Genomic DNA, 17,048 nt, shown 5'->3' with positions numbered 1-17,048 from the left:
AATGTCGTCTGAGTCTGCTGTCGCCTATGTGAGCGTAATCCCGGCCGCCAAGGGCTTCGGAACGAAGCTGTCATCGCAGATCGACGGCCAGAACGTCGGCGCGACTATCTCCCAGGGCCTCTCGAAGTCGTTCCTGTCAACTGTCGGCGGCATCGCCAAGACCACCGCAAAGGTGCTCGGAGGCGGTGTCGCCGCGGCAGTCGGCGGGATCGGCGCTGTCGCGGCGACGAAGGGTCTCGGTCGTCTTCTCGACATCGAGGACGCTCAGGCAAAGCTCAAGGGGCTCGGCCACGACGGCAAATCGGTCGCCACGATCATGGACAGCGCCCTCGCCTCCGTGAAGGGGACCGCGTTCGGGCTCGGAGACGCAGCCGGAGTGGCCGCGTCGGCCGTCGCCGCCGGTATCAAGCCGGGCCAGGACCTCACGAAGTACCTCAAGCTCACTGCCGACGCCGCAGTCATCGCCGGAACCTCGCTCAGCGACATGGGCTCGATCATCAACAAGACCACCACCTCCGGGAAGGTCTACACCGACAACCTCAACCAGCTCGCCGACCGGGGCATCCCGATCTTCCAGTGGCTGCAGAAGGAATACGGCGTCAGCGCCGACGAGCTGTCCGACATGGTCCGAAAAGGGCAGGTCGACTCGGCCACCTTCCGGAAGGTCATCCAAGAAAACATCGGCGGGGCCGCCCTGTCAGCCGCCGACACGAACCGTGGCGCGATGGCGAACGTCGGGGCTGCCCTCGGTCGTCTGGGCGCCCAGTTCCTCAAGGGCAGCGTCGCAAGCGGCCCGAAGCTCTTCCAGGCGATCTCCAACGCCACCGACCGTGCAGGCAAGTCTCTGACGCCGTACTCGGACAAGATCAACGGCGCCCTAACCACCGGGATCCAGCGCCTCACCGGCTGGATCGATCGGCTGGACTTCGACAAGGTCGTGAAGGGCATCGCGGGTGTGTTCCGCACTCTGCAATCCGGGTCCGCAGTCGGCTCGGGGCTCGATATCGCCCAGCTGTTCGGCCTCGACAAGGTCGCGGGCATCGAGCGTGTCCTGATCGGTCTCCACGACGGCGTCGCTGGTGTCTTCTCGGCGATGAAAAGCGGCGACGCGAGCAAGTTCCCGGCGACCCTCGGGACCATCGGCAGCATCGTCAAACCGCTGCTGCCGTTCTTCCTGCAGGTCGCGAAGGGGCTCGGCAGCATTTCGGGCGCCGCCGGCCAGGTCGTCGCGTCAGGCCTTCCGCTGCTTGTGCCGATCCTCAAGTCATTCAGTGACATTCTGGGGTTCCTCGGAGACCACACCGAGATCCTCACGCCCCTCATCGTCACCCTCGCCGGCGCGTTCTTGGTCTACAAGACCGCCCAGGCGGCCGCGAACATCGCCACCCTGGCGTCGATCCCCGTGCAGGTGACTCGCACCGCTGCGCTCTTTGCCTCGGCGGCAGCGAACAACGCTCTTGCCGACGCCACCCTGCTCGCCGCCGGTGCGGAGAGGCAGGGCCTCATCGCCCGCCTGCCTGCCACGGTGGCTGTGGTCGCCTCGACGGCGGCCAAGGTCGCCTCGACGGTGGCAACCGGGGCAGCTACCGCAGCGCAGTGGCTCTTCAACGCTGCCCTCACCGCGAACCCGATCGGCATCATCATCGTCGCAATCGCGGCGCTTGTCGCCGGGCTGATCTACTTCTTCACCCAAACGAAGGCCGGCCAGGCGGCGTGGGCAGCCTTCACCATGTTCCTCGGGACGGCTTGGGAGGTCATCAAGGCCCTCTTCACCGCTGGAATCGCTGTGGTTTCAGCCCTGTGGACAGGCTTGTGGACCTTTGTCACCGCCTATGCCTCGGCGTACCTTGCGATCGTGACTACCGTCGTGCGCGGAGCCCTCGGCCTGGTCAGGGCCATCTTCACGGCTGGCGTCATGGCGGTCCGGGGGGTGTGGCAGGCCGGGCTCAACTTCGTCGTCGCCATCGCCCGTGCAGTCTTCGCCGGGGTCGTCGCAGTGGTCTCCGGAAACATCGGCATCGTAAAGACGGTGATCGGGGCCGGACTCGCCATCATCAAGGCCATCTTCACCGGCAACTTCGGCGCCATCCCCGGAATCGTATCCGGGGCGGTCGGCCGGGTCGTCAGCATCGTCGGCGGGATGGTTTCCGGTGTGCGTACCGCCCTCAGTGGCGTAGTCACCGCGGTTAGCAACCTGAAATCCGGGGTTCTCGGTGCTCTCTCCGGGGCAGGATCGTGGCTTGTCGAGATCGGCCGGAACATCATCCAGGGCCTTATCAACGGCGTAACGGGAATCGCTGGCAACCTCGGCGCCGCCGTGTCCCGGGTGGTCAACAGCATCCCGGCAGTTGTCAAGAAGCTGCTTGGGATCCACTCGCCGTCTCGGGTCATGATGGCGCTCGGTCAGTTCGTCACGCAGGGCTTCGCGAAAGGCATCACTGGCTCGAGCAAGCAAATCACCTCGGCGATGCAGTCCCTCTCGAACAAGGTCGCGAACGGCTTCAACACCAAGATCGTGACGAAGAAGCTCGTGAAGGCGGCGACCAAGACGACGAAGGCGGTCTACAAGACCATCTCAACCCCCGTCGTGTCGGCACGCCAGAACAAGTCGATCCAGTCCTGGATCACCCAGGACAACAAGAAGCTGCAGCGGCTCGCCGCCCAGCGGCTCGTGATCGCCGACAAGATCAAGAAGGCCAGCCAGAAGCTGACTGACGCGACGAAGACACGGAACGACTTCGCCGCCTCGGTCGCTTCGAAAGTCGTCGACTCGGGTGACGTGACTAAGTTCTCCACCGCAACGTCGGCGATCGACAACCTGCGGGCCCGGGTCGCGGACACGAAAAAGTTCGCCTCGGTTCTCGCGAAGCTCCGCAAGGGAGGGCTCGACGACACGTCCTACGCGCAGTTTGCGGCGGCCGGCGTGGATGCTCTCCCGATGGCCCAGTCGTTGCTCTCTGCGGGTGGCGGAAAGATTCGCCAGGTCGCGGCGCTGCAGAAGCAGCTCACGACCGCAGCGTCGGCTCTTGGCACGGCCACTTCACGCTCGCTATACCAGGCGGGAGTGGACAGCGCGAAGGGCATCGTCCAGGGGCTCAAATCTCAGGACAAGGAGCTATCTGACGCGATGGGGTCCATCGCGACGAAGTTGGTCGGCAAGATCAAGAAGATGCTGGGGATCCACTCCCCCTCGAAGGTCTTCGAGCTCGAAGTGGGGCAGCAGATCGGCGCCGGCCTGCTCAAGGGAATCGACAGCACAGCCTCCGCTGTCGCCGACTCGGTTGGGAACCTCGTCGATGTGCCGTCCTTGGACACGTCGTCGTATGCCCGCCAGATCAGCTCGGGCAGCACCTATGTGAGCGACCCCTTCCCGACCTACGCGCCGGGCGCGGAGCCGAACACGGGGAGCACGCAGGCGCCTTTGACGGTGCACGTCACAAACAAGACCGGCGTGGCCCTGGGCGATTTGATCGACATTCACATTCAGCAGAACGACCAGAAGAAGATCGTCGATCTCCGCACTGGCCTGCAGAAGAACAGAAGCTGACGCCGTCCTGGTGTCGGTTCGACGGGCCGTGCTGGCCCATGGAAGGACATCTCATGAGCCAGTACGAGCCCTCGGTCTGGAAAGACGACGCGGTAGGCAACACGCCGATCACCGCGGCGAAGCTGACGAAGATCGAAGCGGGTATCGCGGCTGCCGTGCGTCAGGAGCGCCCGGCAGCCCTCGACGCGTCCGGCGCGACGACGGGTGGGTACGACCCCATCAGGATGCTCTTCAACCGCAAGACGACGAACACGTTCCGCGCGACGGCCGGTCTCGCCAAAGCTGCTGCCGGGTTGCAGCAGGTCATCATCGTCCTTGCGGGCGACTCCACCACGTCTCAGTACAACTCCGGGTCGATGAGCCGTGACTTCCTTGCCTCTGCGTTGGCCGGCGCCGGGGTGTCCGTGGCGGGCGAGATCGTCATGGCCAACAAGGGTGGGGTCAACGTCCATACCGACGAACGGATCTCCCTTACAGGCGCCTGGGTGACTCTCGGCCAGAGTCCGTACCTCGAGTCCGACGCTTCCGGGAACCGGATCACCTTCACGTCAACTCGCCCGGGCACGTCCGCGCAGTTGAAGTACATGGCGAACGGTGCAGCGCGCTGGCGAGTTGACGGTGGCGCCTGGATGGATCTTGCTGCGGTCGGGACCAACCCTACTTTCGCTCAGGTCGACAACCTCCCCGATGCCGTTCACACGGTCGACTTCGAAAGCACCACCGGCAACCCCACCTGGATTGGCCACATCGGCGTCTTCCGGAACACGGGTGTCATCGTCGTCAACACGGCCGCCGAAGGGGTCTCGTGCTCCGACTGGCAAGCACGCTCGCCGTGGAACCACGGCCCGGTGTCGTCGCAGCTGAACCCTATCGCCGTCTTCATGAATCTCGGCATCAACGACCAGCACGGCAATGTCACGCCGGCCTCCTTCAAAGCCAACCTCGAAGATGTGCTGAGCCAGTTCACCCCTGCGACGGACATCTTCATTGAGACGTCAAACCCGACCGAGTACAGCGACTATGCCGACTACGACGCCGCTAAGTTCCAGCTCGCGGTCGCCCGCGACTGCACCGTCGTGGACGTGGCACGCCGATTCATCAGCTACTCCGCTGCAAGCAACGCGGGCTTCTTCGCCGCCAACGACAACACGCACATGAACCTGTCCGGATATTTCGTCAAGGGTCAGGCGCGTCTGGCCGCGTTGCTCCCCAGGTAACGACAGGAGCGCCATGAGCTTCCCCGGAAAGAAAACGTATCCCGGCACGGGCACGTTCCCGGCGTCGGGGGCCGCTACGGAACTCGTCGTCAGAACAGACTGGGCGCCCGTCCCGCGGATCGAGGTCAACTTCACTCAGCTGGACTCGGCCGTGAAGACGGCGACGATCTACCGAGTATCGGACGGCCGCACGATGCGCGTTCGCGGTGGAGTGAAGGTGTCAGCGCTTGGTGCTGTCGCAGTCATCGACTACGAGGCACCGAACGGCGTGCCGTCTTCCTATCGCGCTGAGATGTTCTCCGACGTGGACGCGACCGTGTCTCTTGGGTTCACCCAGTCCCCAATTGTGACACTTGAGTTCGAGGGGACGTGCATTCACCAGCCGCTCGACCCCACTCTCGCGGTCCGTGTGGATGCACTGGCCGGGACAGCTGTCGGCCTAGTCCGCAAGTTCAACGGTGACGCTGTTCTCCCCGAGGGTGCTCGCGTACCCACCTGGATTGGTGGGCCGCGTCAAGGATTGACCGGGGTCCCGTTCGTGTTTCTGACGACCTCGTTCGTGGATGCCGACAAGCTGCAGTCGGTCCTTGGAACGTACGAGCAGTCCCAGGTCGGGGTGATGTGCATTCGCACGCCCCCGCCGATGCGGATCCCACGCACGTTCTTCGCTGGCAACTTCGAGATGTCGGAGGACGCCATCAACGTGCACGCCGGTGGCGAGGACATCCAGTTCTCGTTCACGGCCGACGAGGTGTCGCCGCCCGCGGCAGGGCTCGTTCGGCCTGCCGTGCGCCGCGCCGACCTCGACGCGGCCTTCCCCACCAGGGCGGCCAGGGATGCGGCGTACCTCACTCGTTTCTATCGCGATACGGACTACAGTCTCGCGGGATCGGCTGGCTAATGCGTCCCGGATCTCCCACCCTTCGAGAGGTGCTCAAAGGCGCTTTCACCACGTACTGGATGGCAGATCTCTACTACGCCGGCGACCGCCGCATGCAGAACCTCCCCATCAGCGAGCCCGCGTTCGCCGACGACGGGGACTCGCTGGTGCAGTTCACCGGCTCGTGCACGGTCGTCTACCAGGACGACTTCGCCGAGTCGATCGCCCCAGAAGACGCCGGCGGCATACTGGCACCGTTCGGCGCCGAGCTCGCCGTGTACGTGATCGTCAGCGACGGCGAGATCTTCTCCGAGCGGATCGCGATGGGCTGGTACCGGATCACCGAAACACCGGAGATCAGCGTCAGCACGGCGTCGTTCCTCGACCGGATCGTCACGGTCGGCTCGGTCGTGAAGCTCACCCTGCAGGACCGGATGGAGGGCGTGCAAGCCGACCAGTTCGACGCCCCCGGCTCGCCGGCCCAGCTGCTCTCCACATTCCGGGAAGTGAACCGAGTCTCAGGACTGCAGCTCACGAAGGACGTCGCCGACGCGCCGATCGCGCGGTCGATCGCCTACGAGTCCGACCGGCTGCAGTACCTCTACGACCTCATCGGTGGGCTGTCGGCGGTCCCGTACATGAAGCCGGACGGCACCCTCGGTCAGCGGCAGACGGCATGGCCGGAACCCGTCGACACTCTGCGGTCCGGAGAGCGGGGCACGATCATCGAAGCGCCCCGGTCAATGTCGGGCGAAGAGGTCTACAACCGCGTCGTCATCCGAGCCACCAGCGACTCGCAGACGCAGATCCTCGCGACCGCGCAGCTCGACAGCGGGCCCCTGGCGGCACCGTCCAAGTCGAACCCCCGGACCCCGTTTGGCCGGCGGACGTACTTCTACTCATCCGAGCTCGTCACGACGACGGCTCAGGCGGAGAAGTTGGCGCCGCAGCTGCTCGCGCAGGTTTCCGCTACCCGGGCTACTCGCCTCGAGGTGACGGAGAAGTTTAACCCGCTCCGAGAGGTCGGCGACGTCGTCTACGTGGTCCGCCCCGAAGGCACACCACTCGGACGGATCAAGAGCATCGACCGGGACGGCGGGGCCACCCAGAAGCTGATCTTGGAGATGCAGTGAACGACAGCAGGCAGGTCCTCGAGCTTCTCAGTGGAAAGTCATCGATCGGGACATATATCGGCACGTTCGTCTCCACGGACGGCAGCTCCGTGATCGTCGACACCGGTGGCGGGCGGATCCCCGTGAAACCAGCGACGGACTACCGGCCCGAGGTCGGAGAGGCCGTCGTCGTGCTCTTCATCGACGGAACGCCTTGGTATTTGGGCCCGTCGACCACCAAGCCGGGTACTGGGTCAATCACGGACGTCACTGGCGGCCTCGCCACGGTCTCCACAGACATCGGCTCGGTGACCGCCACCTACGGTTCCGGCATGACCTTGTCGTCCGGGCAGACCGTGAAACTGCTTTGGTCCGAAGGTGCTCACATCGTGAGCGTCCTCACAACCACAAAACCAGTCACCGCGCCGCCGGACGCGCCCGCTGATGTCCCCGGACTGCACATCGACACATTCACCGCCCTCGACGCCGGTTCGGGCTCTACGGCGGCATGGACGGGCTGGACACAACCGCAAGTGTGGGCGGCACCATCGTCGGTCGGCGCCTGGTTCTACGGTTCGAAGATCACCGACACGCTCGCCGACGCCGTCATTCAGGGTGTCGAGCTGTTCGTGGCCACCGACCAGCTGGCAGGCATCCCCGTTCTGGGCTTGCACGACTACGCCGCGAAGCCCACCGACCCACCGGTGATCACGGACACCACAGCCGTCCCCGTCGACGACGGCACCTGGGTGCCTCTTCCCCTCGCTTTCGGTGAGTTCCTCGCCACGAATATCGGCGGTATCGGGGTGCTCCACGGCGGCCCAGCCAAGTTCAAGTCCCTGGCGCAAGATCCCGGTTCCGGCCGGCTGCGCTTCACCTCGATTTACTAGGAGCCCCCTCATGGCCCGTCAAGGCACCGGCGACAAAGGTCAACCGACCTACGACAGCAACAACCCGCCCGACGACGCGGCGGACCTCACTGAACTCGGCCAATACGCCGCAGACGTGGGGAACACTCGAGCCGGCACGACAGCGCAACGTAACACGTTCACGAACTCTGGCCTGGCGTGGGAAGGGTTGGCTTGGCACGACACTACTTTGAAGGCAACGCTCGTTTTCACTGCAGGCCTTTGGCAAAGGCGAGGTGGCGTGGCTCCCCGAGTCGACCTTGTCGGAGGGAGGGCTCAGTCGGTCCCAAACGGAACCGCGGCAACCGTCAGGTGGGCGAGCTACACGGCATCGGGCGGGTTCGTTCGTCAGTTGAACGGCATCGGTGATGCATTTATTGCGCCCCTGAGGGGTCTTTATGCAGCATCCGGCTCGGGGATCTTCGATGGGGCCATGGGCGGATCCCGGCGAATGACGGCTATCGCTGGCGGGCGCCCGGTCAGCTCCACCCCGTACTTCACGCGCGCATCGGACACCGCCACCCTCCCCGTTGGAGCGGCCGCCCCAATCTTCTTCGCAGATGCCGGGGACGTGATCTACTTCCAGCTCGTACAAAACCGTACGGACAACACGCAAGCGTCACTAAATTTCACGGCGGATCCGGTCGGCATGATCGCGTTTGTCAGCCCCGCCTAGCCCGGCCTAGAAGTTATCCGCCCAGACGAAGTTCTCGCACCGAACGCTGCAGACGTACTTCCGATAGTGCGGATCCCAGAGGTCTTCCTGCTCGGCGCTTAGCTCTTTGCCGCACCCGCCGCACACACGTTCGCCGCGCGGTGGGCCCTCGACGATCCGCCGCGCAAGCCGCGCAATGGGTGATTCCATTCGCACACTGTAGCTCGCCTGCCCGCTTCCGCGCGGGCTTTCGCCATTTAAGGAGCCTCCATGGCATTCAGTAACGGTCAGGCGCAACTCGGCGTCGACGTTGTCAAGATCCCCCAATCCGAGAGCCTCCACACCAACGGCGACCAGTACATCGCTCGAGATGTCCTGCCCTACCTGATCGCCGCGGCTCTCGCGTTCTTCCACGGGGCCGGTGTCGCGTTGTGGGTCGAGGAGGCTTACAGGCCCTACACGACGCAGGTCGCGATCTTCCGTGCCCGCTACACCCGAAAGCTGTTTTGGCGGCTTGGCGCGGTCTGGTGGGACGGATCCTGGTGGGTCAAGAACGCCGGCGCCTCGACCGCGGCCGTGCCGGGCACCTCGATTCACGGGTACGGGCGAGCCGTCGACATCTGGTCCGGCGTCAATAGCTCGTTCGGCAGCACCGCGCACCTGGTCTGGGTAGCGGTCGCCAAGGTCTTCGGCTGGCTCAACACCGGCATCAGCTTCGGCGAGCCCTGGCATCAAGAGTGGGATCTGTCCCGCGTCACCACCACCATCAGCGGCGCCGGCACCGGCCCGTTCATTCCCATCGATTCAGAGGAAGACGACATGTACACAGACGCCGACCGCAAACGTGACGTGAAGGCGGCCGACGACGCCGCCGCTGCGCGCGTAAACGCCAATCAAGCGAACGAGCGCGCCCTAAAGACGCTCGAAGAAGTCCGAGCCTTCGCCGCCGGCGTCGGAGCCCTCGTCTGGGGCTACAAGTTCAGCGCGAAGGTCGACGGCAAGACCTACTCCGCGTCCGGCCTGCTCCGCACCCTCGCCAACCGCGCCCGAGCCCTGTACGAGGGCACCGCCCCCAAGAAGGAGAAGTAACCATGGCCGACCACGAAGCCACCACCATTCAGACCATCGGGCAGCGCTACGCACCCGCGCTGATCTCGTTCGCCGTCCTCGTCTTCGGCGCAGTGCAGACCGCGGCCGCGACCGGCCCGTTCAACCTCGTCGTCATCCTGCAGCTCGTCGCCCTCGCGGTCGGCACCGGGTCGACCTACTTCCTGCCTCTCGTGGACACGAAATGGCAGGGAGCGTTCAAGACCGGCGTCGAGCTCGTCACAACTGCCGTCGCTCTCGTGCTGCCTTTCGCGATCGTCGGGCACATCACCGGCCCGCAGATCCTGCTCGTCATCGTCGGCCTCATCAAGGCCATCGGCGCGCAGCTCGGCGTCGCCATCCGAGTCGACCCGCAGGTGGCACCCGCCGCGGCGGACGGCGCGTTCGACGTCTCGACCCTTCCCGTCGCCGAGGTCGAGACCGAAGATCATGCCGTGCAAGCGTCCTCGTCCGTCGCAGAGCTCGTGGCCGCGGCATCCAAAGACGAAGACGGCTCGCTCTGACCCTCGAGCTCTCAGGGGGAGCCATGTCACACCTCAGCAAAGACTCACCTAGGACGATCTGGTCGAAAGACGCAATGCCACTCGTGCCGGTCCGGTATCGCTCGCTCTACACGGTCGTCCTACCGGGCGTCTACATCGGCCTGATCCTGTTTGGAATCTCGTCGTACTTCGTCGGCTCGAAAGTGGTGGCCGACTTCACCGTGCAGTGGTTCTCGCCTGCGTGGGCCGTCACCACTTTCGTCGGCTCACTACTCAGCCTGCTCGGGCTCGCGCTGATCCACGAGAAAGTGGAGATGGTCGGAGAGTTCATCGTTGGTGTCGGGTTGCTCATCTACATCGCGGCCACCGGGCTCTACATCATCGGTGGATCACCAACGTCGATCCTGACGCTGATCTTCACCGCCCTGCGTCTCGTCACCGTCGTCTGGCGGATCCGCGACCTGACCGGCGAGATCGCACGAAAGGCGGTCACACGTGCTCGATCCTGACGTGCTCAAGACCGCGATCGTTGCGATCTCGTCGATCGTCACGGCGGCGATCGCCGGGCTTGTCACACTCCGGCAGATCAACAAGAAACAGACCGAGCGGGAGAGCGAAGTCAGTGAAGAAGACCAGGCAGCCGAAGACCGGTACATGGCCGACCCGGGGTTGTTCGTTCGCGATGTCCTCGACTCGAACAGGCAATACGCCGAGGAAGTCAAGGCCTACCGGCTCGAGGTCGCGGGTCTCAGAAAGGAGCTCGCCGACCGCGGGGAGAACGACCGGAAATTTAGGACGGCCCTGGCCCGGTGGGTCGTCCGCCTGATGGACAAGTTCGCGGAACATGACATCGACATGCCCCTCCCCGACGAGCACGACGCCGCGCTTCTCGCCGACGTCATCCCCTCAGCGCTCGAAGCAACGAGGCCCCGCCCGCCCCGGTTCCTACCCACGTAAAAGCGAAGCCCCCCACCACCTCAGATATGAGGATCGGTGGGGGCTTTCGTGCGTTCAGGGCTGCTGCGCCACCCACCAGGCGAACGCGGCGCCGGGATCGGGGAATCTGTCAACGGGTGCACCACGAAAGTCAGCGTCCGGGTCGAGCACCCATCCGCCGCTCGACGACGGGAAGATGCGTGCCTCGGACTTCATCAGCTCGTTCGAGCGCGTGATCGTCCACCGCGCCGGCACCTGGTCGGGGTACTCCCGGAGATCCCATCGGCTGGCCTGTGCGTGGAGGACATGCCGCCACCCGTTCGCGGCGAACCACTCAGCACGGCTGCCTTTGAACGGTCCGGAAACTCCCATGCGGAGGATCCTCGCATGAGCCGCCGACAGTCCCCGGGCGCATGGCAGCGCCCCCACGGCGTCGTGATGCGGTCGTGGGGGCGCTGCGGTATTCCCGGGTGGGTTAGAGGCCGACCGCCTTTGTCCCGAACTCGGCTTGCTCGGGCGTGAACTTGTTCCCGGAGGTGGACGAAAGCTGTTCCACCATTGACGCGTGGGAGAAACCCGTGCCGAGGTCCAGGTAGGCCTTCGCGGCGAGCTTGGCCTGCTTCTTGTAGTCCACGTTCGCAGCCTTTACCGCCACGGTGGCGTCCTTCACGGAGAAGCCGCTGCCGGCGGATGACGACAGCTGGTCGATGAGACCCTGCTTGCTAAAGCCAGTTCCCAGCGCCAGGTAGTTCTTCGCGGCGACAAGAGCCTGCTCCTGGCTGGCGGTGAGCGACTTCCCGGCGGGCTTCTGTGTCGCCTTTGCGGCCGATGATGCGGTGTCGCTTTTCGTGCTAGTCGTTCCCGCGTCGGTACTGCACGCGGTCAGAGCAAGGGCCGACGCTAGGACGACGGCGGCGATGCTGAGTTTCTTCATTCGGGTTCCCCTCGGGTTGTGATCGTCGGCAAGCATACGGACTCGTTCGGAAACGCAGTGGCCCCCGTTCTGGGTAGCGCGGGCCCAAGAGATGCGTTAGCTATGGGCTTACTTTCGGCGAATTGAAGTCTCTAGCTTCAGAACAGGCGACTATGCAGTGGCCCGAATGGGGCCATTCTGACGCCGGGCTACACTCTCGGCTACACCAAGGAAAAGGCAAAGAGGCCAGATCCTTTTCGGAATCTGGCCTCTGAGGGTGGAGCTAAGGAGATTCGAACTCCTGACCTTCTCATTGCGAACGAGACGCGCTACCAACTGCGCCATAGCCCCAAACTGCTCCTCAACGATATCACCCCGTCGGCGGCGCTACCGACACAGTCAGCAGGCGCCATCCAGTCCGGCAGCGGCTCGACCGAGGCGGGCCAGCCTCACGTCAGCGAAGGCGCCCACGACACCGCGATTAGATTAGGACACCGCCGAAGGGCGGCGTCGCCACCGAAACGCGGTGCCGCGACCGGAAAGCGGTGTCAGCGCGAAAGGTCAGACCGCGCGACGACGCTGAAGAACGTCATCGAGACTGAGCTGCTCGATCTCGCCCTCGTCGTAGAAGCCCATGCGCGCGAAACGGCTCGTGGCAGCGGGTGCTTCGGCAGCAGGCGAAACAGCAGGCTCAGGATCCGCGGCAACCGCCGCAACAACCGGCGCATCCCGGGCCGAGCCGTCCGACCCAGCCGACCCAACGGAGCCAGCCGACCGCGCCGACCGCTGCGCCTGCAGCGCCGCTTCCGCCCGCGCCACTTCGCGCAGAGCTTCGCGCTGGGCATCCTGGCTCGCGGCCTCCTGCTCCTGGCGCAGAGCTTGCTCCTGACGCAGCGCCTCCGCCGAAGCGGCCGCGGCCTCCTGCAAAGCGGCGGCGTCGGCCGCGTTCGTCGCACTGCCCGCGACCGCTGCCGAGCGAGCCAGCGCGCGCGCCGAGCCCCGTCGCAGGTAGAGGGGGCGGGGCAGGGCGACGGGCGTCCACTGTCGTGATGCGGTCTCGGAACGCGACCCCGAAGGATCCTGCGCTTCGGCCACGACCCCGTCCGTCGCCTGCGACGGGGCGAAGTCGTGGAACGCCTGCGCCACCGGAGTCGCCGAAGCGGTCACCGCGGGCGCGACTCGTGCTCGGCGTGCACGGGCGCGCGACACCGCCGACAACTGCCCGAGCATGACGACCGAGCCCGCTCCGGCGATGGTGCCGGCGACGAGGAGGAGCCACGTCGACGGAAGGCCGACGATGCCGGCCACGAAGGCGATGAGAGAGGCGACGAGCACGAGCGTCGACACGAGGCGGGTGCGACGGAGACGACGCGCGGCGAGAGCCGGTTCGGCGTCGGCGGCGCGGAGAACGGGAGCGGTCGCGGCGAGTTCACGGGTGACCGCACGCTGTCGGGCTGCCTCCTGAGCGCGGCGGATGGCCTCGCGCTTCGACTCCTCGGAGCGGAGGATCTTCTGCGCAGTCGCGACCGACTTGGCGTTGGCTTCCACGCGGACCTCCTCGGGCAGCTCGGCGGTCTGCGCGAGAATGCGCAGCGTCTGCTGCAGGCGCACCGCGTTGCGCTCGGTGGCGAGGTACTGCTGACGTTTCGCCCACGACGGGATCAGGTAGACCAGCCAGAGCACTGCGACCAGCCCGAGGACAATGCCTCCACCCCACGACCCGATTCCCATGCTGGCAAGGGTAGGAGGGCGGTGCGCGCCAACCCGGCTGATCGCGGGGTGTGTCGAGCCGCCACTGCCGAACTAGTAGCTGCGAGCGGCCTCGTCGAGAGCGTCGGGGGGCACGGATCCTTGGCCCGGAGGAATCCGGCCCTCGTGCCAGCGGCGCAGGACCCCCTCGGAGACCTCTTCGGAGACCAACCCGAAGCAGAAGTGGTCGCGCCACTCGCCGTTGATGTGGATGTAGCGGCGACGCAGGCCCTCGTAGCGGAAACCGAGCTTCTCGACCACGCGGAGGCTGGGGCCGTTCTCGGGTCGGATGCAGATCTCCATCCGGTGCAGTCCGAGGCGCTGGAAGCAGTAGTCGGTGGCCAGCGCGACGGCCGTGGGCGTGGCGTTGTGGCCGGCGGCCGACTGGGTGACCCAGTAGCCGATCGTCGCGGACGCGAGCGAGCCGTAGGTGATCCCCGACACGTTGAGCTGACCGACAAAGCGCCCGTCGAGCTCGATGGCGAACGGCAGACCGAGGCCCGCGCGCGCATTGGTCTGCAACGAGCGGATGCTCGACCGCACGTCGATCGTCGTGAAGCCGTGCGGGTTCGTGGCCTCCCACTGCCTGAGCCAGGAGCGGTTCTCCGCCAGCGCCCGATCGAGGTCGCGTGCGTCCCGCAGCCGCAGGGGTCGGATTCCGATGCGCCCCGACACCAGCGTGGGGATGGTCGTCACTTGGTTGCCAATGGTTCTCGGGAGGTGCGGCCCCTGTCAGGGCCGCACCCACGTGGTGTCCGGGTTGTCGTCAGGCCCGGGTCAGGCCTTTTCGAGGCCCGCCGTGAAATCGATCAGCCACGATTTGAGGTCGTCGCCGAGGTCGTCACGGTCGCTCGCGAGCTGCACGATGGCCTTGATGTAGTCGAGTTTGTCACCGGTGTCGTATCGGCGCCCGCGGAACACGACGCCGTACACGCCGCCGGTCCACTCTTCGGCGGCAGCCATCTTCTCGAGAGCGTCGGTGAGCTGGATCTCGCCGCCCTTGCCGGGCGCCTGCTTCTCGAGCACGTCGAAGACCTCGGGGCGCAGCACGTAGCGGCCGATGATCGCGAGATTGGAGGGGGCTTCGCCCTGCGGGGGCTTCTCGACGAGACCGGTGATCTTCACGACGTCGTCGTCGTCGGTCTTCTCGACCGTGGCGACACCGTAGAGGTGGGTCATCGACTCGGGCACCTCGAGGAGGGCCACGACGCTGGCGTTCTTCTGGCCCTGGACCTCGATCATGCGGCTGAGCAGCGGGTCGCGCGCATCGATGATGTCGTCACCGAGCAGGACGGCGAACGGTTCGCGGCCCACGTGCATGGAGGCTCGGAGGACGGCGTGGCCGAGGCCGAGCGGGTCGCCCTGGCGCACGTAGTGCATGTCGGCGAGGTCGGTCGACTGGTTGACCTTGGCGAGTTTCTCGTGGTCGCCCTTCTTGCGAAGCGTCTCTTCGAGCTCCGACACGTGGTCGAAGTGGTTCTCGAGCGCGTTCTTGTTACGACCGGTGATCATGAGCACATCGGTGAGGCCGGCCGAGACGGCCTCCTCGACGACGTACTGGATCGCCGGCTTGTCGACGACGGGGAGCATCTCCTTTGGCATGGCTTTGGTTGCGGGAAGAAAGCGTGTGCCCAACCCTGCTGCTGGAATGACGGCTTTAGAAATCGTGAAACCCATGCCGCTCAGCGTATCTATTTCCTGCGTTACGGAGCGGTTAAGTTTGGTCTCCGGTCGTCTTCGACCGGGCGGTTACGATTGCGGGCATGACCGATCTGGTGTCCGATGCCAAACGAGCCCTCCGAAAAGAACTGCGCTCCCGGCGCCGCATGATGACCGACACGGAGGCCGACTCGTCGACCGAGGCGCTGACCGAGCACCTCATCGGCCTCGCCACCGAACTCGGGATCACCTCGATGTCGGCGTATCTCTCGGCCTCGTTCGAGCCCAATACGCGCCCATTCCTCAACTGGGCACACGACCGCGGCATCCGGGTGCTCTACCCGATCACCCGCGAAGACGGGCTGCTCGACTGGGCGGTGTCGACCGACTTCGAATCCGAGACCGAGGGTCTCTTCGGCCTGCCCGAGCCGATCGGCGAGGTGCTGAGTCCGATGGCGATCAACGACGTCGACCTGATCATCGTTCCGGCTGCGCAGATCGACCACACCGGCATGCGCATGGGCTGGGGCAAGGGCTACTTCGACAAGACGCTCGGATCGATGGAGAAGCGCCCGCCGGTTTATGCTGTGGTGTTCGACTCCGAGTACGTCGAGTCTGTGCCGAGCGAGCGGCACGACCAGCCCGTCGACGGTGTCGTCACCCCTTCCGGCATCGTCCGGTTCTGATTCCGCTCCACTCTTCTCTTTCCCCCGAAGCTCCGAGGTCCTGTGCCCACCTACAGCTACCGCTGCACCGAGTGCGGCAACGCGTTCGACATCCAGCAGTCTTTCTCTGACGACTCACTCACGGTGTGCCCCGTCTGCTCGGGCAAGCTCCGCAAGATCTTCTCCGCCGTCGGCGTGACCTTCAACGGGTCGGGCTTCTACCGCACCGACTCGCGCGCCAAGCCGTCCGAGGGATCGGGGTCGGGTTCGCCCAAGACACCGAGCAAGAGCGCAGGATCCGACGGATCCTCGTCCGGCACGACCTCCAGCACCGGCTCAGCGCCCTCGAAGCCCGCCTCCTCTGGTTCGGGTTCCGGGTCGGGCTCCTCGGGCGGTTCGACGCCCTCGAAGTAGCACCGATACGCTCGATCTGGTTGAGTCGACGATGATTCACGTCTTTTCCGTCGACCCAGAGGAGTACCCGTGAAGGGCTTCAAAGAATTCATCCTGCGCGGCAACGTCATCGATCTTGCCGTCGCGGTCGTCATCGGTGCGGCCTTCACCGCGATCGTCACGTCGCTGGTGACGAACATCTTCAACCCGCTGATCGGCGCGCTCTTCAACGCGTCGATGCTCGACAAGACGCTCATCGTCAGCATCCCGACCGTGGGCGGCGAGAGCGCCGACCTCAAGTTCGGGGCGGTCATCGGCTCCCTGATCAACTTCATCATCATCGCCGCCGTCGTATATTTCTGCCTCGTGCTCCCAGTCAACGGCCTCCTCAAGCGCGCCTTCGCCAAGCAGAAGGAAGACGAGGGCAAGCCGCAGGAGGTGCCGCCGACCGATGTCGAGATCCTCAGCGAGATCCGCGACCTGCTCCGCGCGCAGAACACCTCGCTCGGCGACACGCACGGGTCGCACGCGGCCCCCGTCGCTCCCCCGACGGCCACCGGCACCACGGGCGTCCCCGGGATGCCCTCGGCCTAGCAGGGCGGTTCGTCTCGCTGTCGAAGCGACGCGCTACCAGTGCGGAGGCTTGTCGGCCTTGAGTCGCGAGTCGTTGTCGCCCGAATCGCGGCGCCGGTCGGCGGGGGCCGGGTTCGGGTCGGATCCGGGAGCGGGGTCGGTGGTCACACGGCGGCCGGAGCGACGCTGACCGCGCACGGGAGAGGTGGCCTGCGGGGATGCCGCGGGATCCTGAAGGTCGTCGTCGGCCAT

20 protein-coding genes and 1 tRNA gene are annotated in these 17,048 nt (G+C 65.5%); 13 read left to right on the top strand and 8 right to left on the bottom strand.

Going from position 1 to position 17,048, the window contains the following annotated elements; all coding sequences use genetic code 11:
- The first annotated feature begins 1 nt into the window (after window position 1).
- The 6 genes from ITJ49_RS00675 to ITJ49_RS00650 are packed head-to-tail and all read left to right on the top strand — an operon-like array spanning window position 2 to window position 8,340.
- The gene (locus ITJ49_RS00675) at window positions 2-3,547 is read left to right on the top strand and encodes a tape measure protein (protein WP_194600287.1); all 3,546 of its coding nucleotides are present in this window, start codon (window positions 2-4) and stop codon (window positions 3,545-3,547) included.
- Between the two features lie 53 nt (window positions 3,548-3,600).
- Window positions 3,601-4,764: an SGNH/GDSL hydrolase family protein gene (locus ITJ49_RS00670; protein ID WP_194600285.1), complete on the top strand. Its 1,164-nt coding sequence runs from the start codon at window positions 3,601-3,603 to the stop codon at window positions 4,762-4,764.
- Between the two features lie 13 nt (window positions 4,765-4,777).
- The gene (locus ITJ49_RS00665; RefSeq protein ID WP_194600283.1) at window positions 4,778-5,665 is read left to right on the top strand and encodes a hypothetical protein; all 888 of its coding nucleotides are present in this window, start codon (window positions 4,778-4,780) and stop codon (window positions 5,663-5,665) included.
- Between the two features lie 29 nt (window positions 5,666-5,694).
- Window positions 5,695-6,777 carry a hypothetical protein gene (locus ITJ49_RS00660; protein ID WP_194600281.1) on the top strand — a complete coding sequence of 361 codons (1,083 nt, stop codon included), beginning with the start codon at window positions 5,695-5,697 and terminating at the stop codon, window positions 6,775-6,777.
- Complete coding sequence (locus tag ITJ49_RS00655) at window positions 6,774-7,646, top strand: hypothetical protein (protein WP_194600279.1); 873 nt, start codon at window positions 6,774-6,776, stop codon at window positions 7,644-7,646. The genes ITJ49_RS00660 and ITJ49_RS00655 overlap by 4 nt, the downstream gene beginning before the upstream one ends.
- Window positions 7,647-7,656: 10 nt before the next feature.
- Complete coding sequence (locus ITJ49_RS00650) at window positions 7,657-8,340, top strand: hypothetical protein (protein ID WP_194600276.1); 684 nt, start codon at window positions 7,657-7,659, stop codon at window positions 8,338-8,340.
- A 6-nt stretch (window positions 8,341-8,346) separates the two neighbouring features.
- On the opposite strand, the gene ITJ49_RS00645 is transcribed toward ITJ49_RS00650, so the two are convergent.
- Entirely contained in the window at window positions 8,347-8,529 is a 183-nt protein-coding gene (locus tag ITJ49_RS00645; RefSeq protein WP_194600275.1) for a hypothetical protein, read from the bottom strand.
- Window positions 8,530-8,589: 60 nt separating this feature from the next.
- Between ITJ49_RS00645 and ITJ49_RS00640 the strand changes: the two genes are divergently transcribed.
- From ITJ49_RS00640 to ITJ49_RS00625, 4 genes are all read left to right on the top strand, one after another.
- On the top strand, window positions 8,590-9,408 hold the full coding sequence (locus tag ITJ49_RS00640; protein WP_194600272.1) for a D-alanyl-D-alanine carboxypeptidase family protein: 819 nt from the start codon (window positions 8,590-8,592) through the stop codon (window positions 9,406-9,408).
- Window positions 9,409-9,410: 2 nt separating this feature from the next.
- Window positions 9,411-9,929 (top strand): hypothetical protein, encoded by a 519-nt coding sequence (locus tag ITJ49_RS00635; protein ID WP_194600270.1) that lies wholly within the window; start codon window positions 9,411-9,413, stop codon window positions 9,927-9,929.
- A gap of 74 nt (window positions 9,930-10,003) precedes the next feature.
- Window positions 10,004-10,417 carry a hypothetical protein gene (locus ITJ49_RS00630; protein WP_228513885.1) on the top strand — a complete coding sequence of 138 codons (414 nt, stop codon included), beginning with the start codon at window positions 10,004-10,006 and terminating at the stop codon, window positions 10,415-10,417.
- A 1-nt stretch (window position 10,418) separates the two neighbouring features.
- Window positions 10,419-10,865 (top strand): hypothetical protein, encoded by a 447-nt coding sequence (locus ITJ49_RS00625; RefSeq protein ID WP_194600265.1) that lies wholly within the window; start codon window positions 10,419-10,421, stop codon window positions 10,863-10,865.
- A gap of 54 nt (window positions 10,866-10,919) precedes the next feature.
- On the opposite strand, the gene ITJ49_RS00620 is transcribed toward ITJ49_RS00625, so the two are convergent.
- The 6 genes from ITJ49_RS00620 to galU all read right to left on the bottom strand — a co-directional run bounded on the left by ITJ49_RS00620 (window position 10,920) and on the right by galU (window position 15,183).
- Window positions 10,920-11,216 carry a hypothetical protein gene (locus ITJ49_RS00620; protein ID WP_194600264.1) on the bottom strand — a complete coding sequence of 99 codons (297 nt, stop codon included), beginning with the start codon at window positions 11,214-11,216 and terminating at the stop codon, window positions 10,920-10,922.
- A 103-nt stretch (window positions 11,217-11,319) separates the two neighbouring features.
- The gene (locus ITJ49_RS00615; RefSeq protein ID WP_228513884.1) at window positions 11,320-11,778 is read right to left on the bottom strand and encodes an Ltp family lipoprotein; all 459 of its coding nucleotides are present in this window, start codon (window positions 11,776-11,778) and stop codon (window positions 11,320-11,322) included.
- Window positions 11,779-12,035: 257 nt separating this feature from the next.
- Window positions 12,036-12,108, bottom strand: a tRNA-Ala gene (locus tag ITJ49_RS00610).
- A gap of 210 nt (window positions 12,109-12,318) precedes the next feature.
- On the bottom strand, window positions 12,319-13,488 hold the full coding sequence (locus ITJ49_RS00605) for a hypothetical protein (protein WP_194600260.1): 1,170 nt from the start codon (window positions 13,486-13,488) through the stop codon (window positions 12,319-12,321).
- Window positions 13,489-13,560: 72 nt separating this feature from the next.
- Window positions 13,561-14,202, bottom strand: coding sequence for a GNAT family N-acetyltransferase (locus ITJ49_RS00600; protein ID WP_370544317.1), 642 nt, complete (start codon window positions 14,200-14,202; stop codon window positions 13,561-13,563).
- An 81-nt stretch (window positions 14,203-14,283) separates the two neighbouring features.
- Window positions 14,284-15,183 carry a UTP--glucose-1-phosphate uridylyltransferase GalU gene (galU, locus tag ITJ49_RS00595; RefSeq protein ID WP_194600258.1) on the bottom strand — a complete coding sequence of 300 codons (900 nt, stop codon included), beginning with the start codon at window positions 15,181-15,183 and terminating at the stop codon, window positions 14,284-14,286.
- 86 nt (window positions 15,184-15,269) lie between these two features.
- Here galU and ITJ49_RS00590 point away from each other — a divergent pair, with 86 nt between their 5' ends.
- The 3 genes from ITJ49_RS00590 to mscL all read left to right on the top strand — a co-directional run bounded on the left by ITJ49_RS00590 (window position 15,270) and on the right by mscL (window position 16,817).
- Window positions 15,270-15,851, top strand: a complete 582-nt coding sequence (locus ITJ49_RS00590) for a 5-formyltetrahydrofolate cyclo-ligase (protein ID WP_055963533.1) — start codon at window positions 15,270-15,272, stop codon at window positions 15,849-15,851.
- A gap of 42 nt (window positions 15,852-15,893) precedes the next feature.
- Entirely contained in the window at window positions 15,894-16,244 is a 351-nt protein-coding gene (locus ITJ49_RS00585) for an FmdB family zinc ribbon protein (protein ID WP_194600256.1), read from the top strand.
- A 69-nt stretch (window positions 16,245-16,313) separates the two neighbouring features.
- Window positions 16,314-16,817, top strand: coding sequence for a large conductance mechanosensitive channel protein MscL (gene mscL / locus ITJ49_RS00580; RefSeq protein WP_194600254.1), 504 nt, complete (start codon window positions 16,314-16,316; stop codon window positions 16,815-16,817).
- 33 nt (window positions 16,818-16,850) lie between these two features.
- Here the strand turns inward: mscL and ITJ49_RS00575 are convergent, their stop codons facing one another.
- Window positions 16,851-17,048: a hypothetical protein gene (locus ITJ49_RS00575; protein ID WP_194600252.1), complete on the bottom strand. Its 198-nt coding sequence runs from the start codon at window positions 17,046-17,048 to the stop codon at window positions 16,851-16,853.

This window comes from Frondihabitans sp. VKM Ac-2883 (assembly GCF_015350875.1).
Classification (GTDB): Bacteria; Actinomycetota; Actinomycetes; order Actinomycetales; family Microbacteriaceae; genus Frondihabitans.
The sequence above is the reverse complement of the archived record's forward strand: the minus strand, read 5'-3'. Positions and strand labels throughout refer to the sequence as shown.

Bases quoted from the DNA above. Each gene is read 5' to 3' on its own strand.
- ITJ49_RS00650 (WP_194600276.1), top strand. From the start codon at position 7,657: ATGGCCCGTCAAGGCACCGGCGACAAAGGTCAACCGACCTACGACAGC.
- ITJ49_RS00665 (WP_194600283.1), top strand. From the start codon at position 4,778: ATGAGCTTCCCCGGAAAGAAAACGTATCCCGGCACGGGCACGTTCCCG.
- galU (WP_194600258.1), bottom strand. From the start codon at position 15,183: ATGGGTTTCACGATTTCTAAAGCCGTCATTCCAGCAGCAGGGTTGGGC.
- ITJ49_RS00605 (WP_194600260.1), bottom strand. From the start codon at position 13,488: ATGGGAATCGGGTCGTGGGGTGGAGGCATTGTCCTCGGGCTGGTCGCA.
- ITJ49_RS00645 (WP_194600275.1), bottom strand. From the start codon at position 8,529: ATGGAATCACCCATTGCGCGGCTTGCGCGGCGGATCGTCGAGGGCCCA.
- ITJ49_RS00675 (WP_194600287.1), top strand. From the start codon at position 2: ATGTCGTCTGAGTCTGCTGTCGCCTATGTGAGCGTAATCCCGGCCGCC.
- ITJ49_RS00620 (WP_194600264.1), bottom strand. From the start codon at position 11,216: ATGGGAGTTTCCGGACCGTTCAAAGGCAGCCGTGCTGAGTGGTTCGCC.
- ITJ49_RS00575 (WP_194600252.1), bottom strand. From the start codon at position 17,048: ATGGCCGACGACGACCTTCAGGATCCCGCGGCATCCCCGCAGGCCACC.
- ITJ49_RS00635 (WP_194600270.1), top strand. From the start codon at position 9,411: ATGGCCGACCACGAAGCCACCACCATTCAGACCATCGGGCAGCGCTAC.
- ITJ49_RS00670 (WP_194600285.1), top strand. From the start codon at position 3,601: ATGAGCCAGTACGAGCCCTCGGTCTGGAAAGACGACGCGGTAGGCAAC.
- ITJ49_RS00640 (WP_194600272.1), top strand. From the start codon at position 8,590: ATGGCATTCAGTAACGGTCAGGCGCAACTCGGCGTCGACGTTGTCAAG.
- ITJ49_RS00615 (WP_228513884.1), bottom strand. From the start codon at position 11,778: ATGAAGAAACTCAGCATCGCCGCCGTCGTCCTAGCGTCGGCCCTTGCT.
- ITJ49_RS00630 (WP_228513885.1), top strand. From the start codon at position 10,004: ATGCCACTCGTGCCGGTCCGGTATCGCTCGCTCTACACGGTCGTCCTA.
- ITJ49_RS00590 (WP_055963533.1), top strand. From the start codon at position 15,270: ATGACCGATCTGGTGTCCGATGCCAAACGAGCCCTCCGAAAAGAACTG.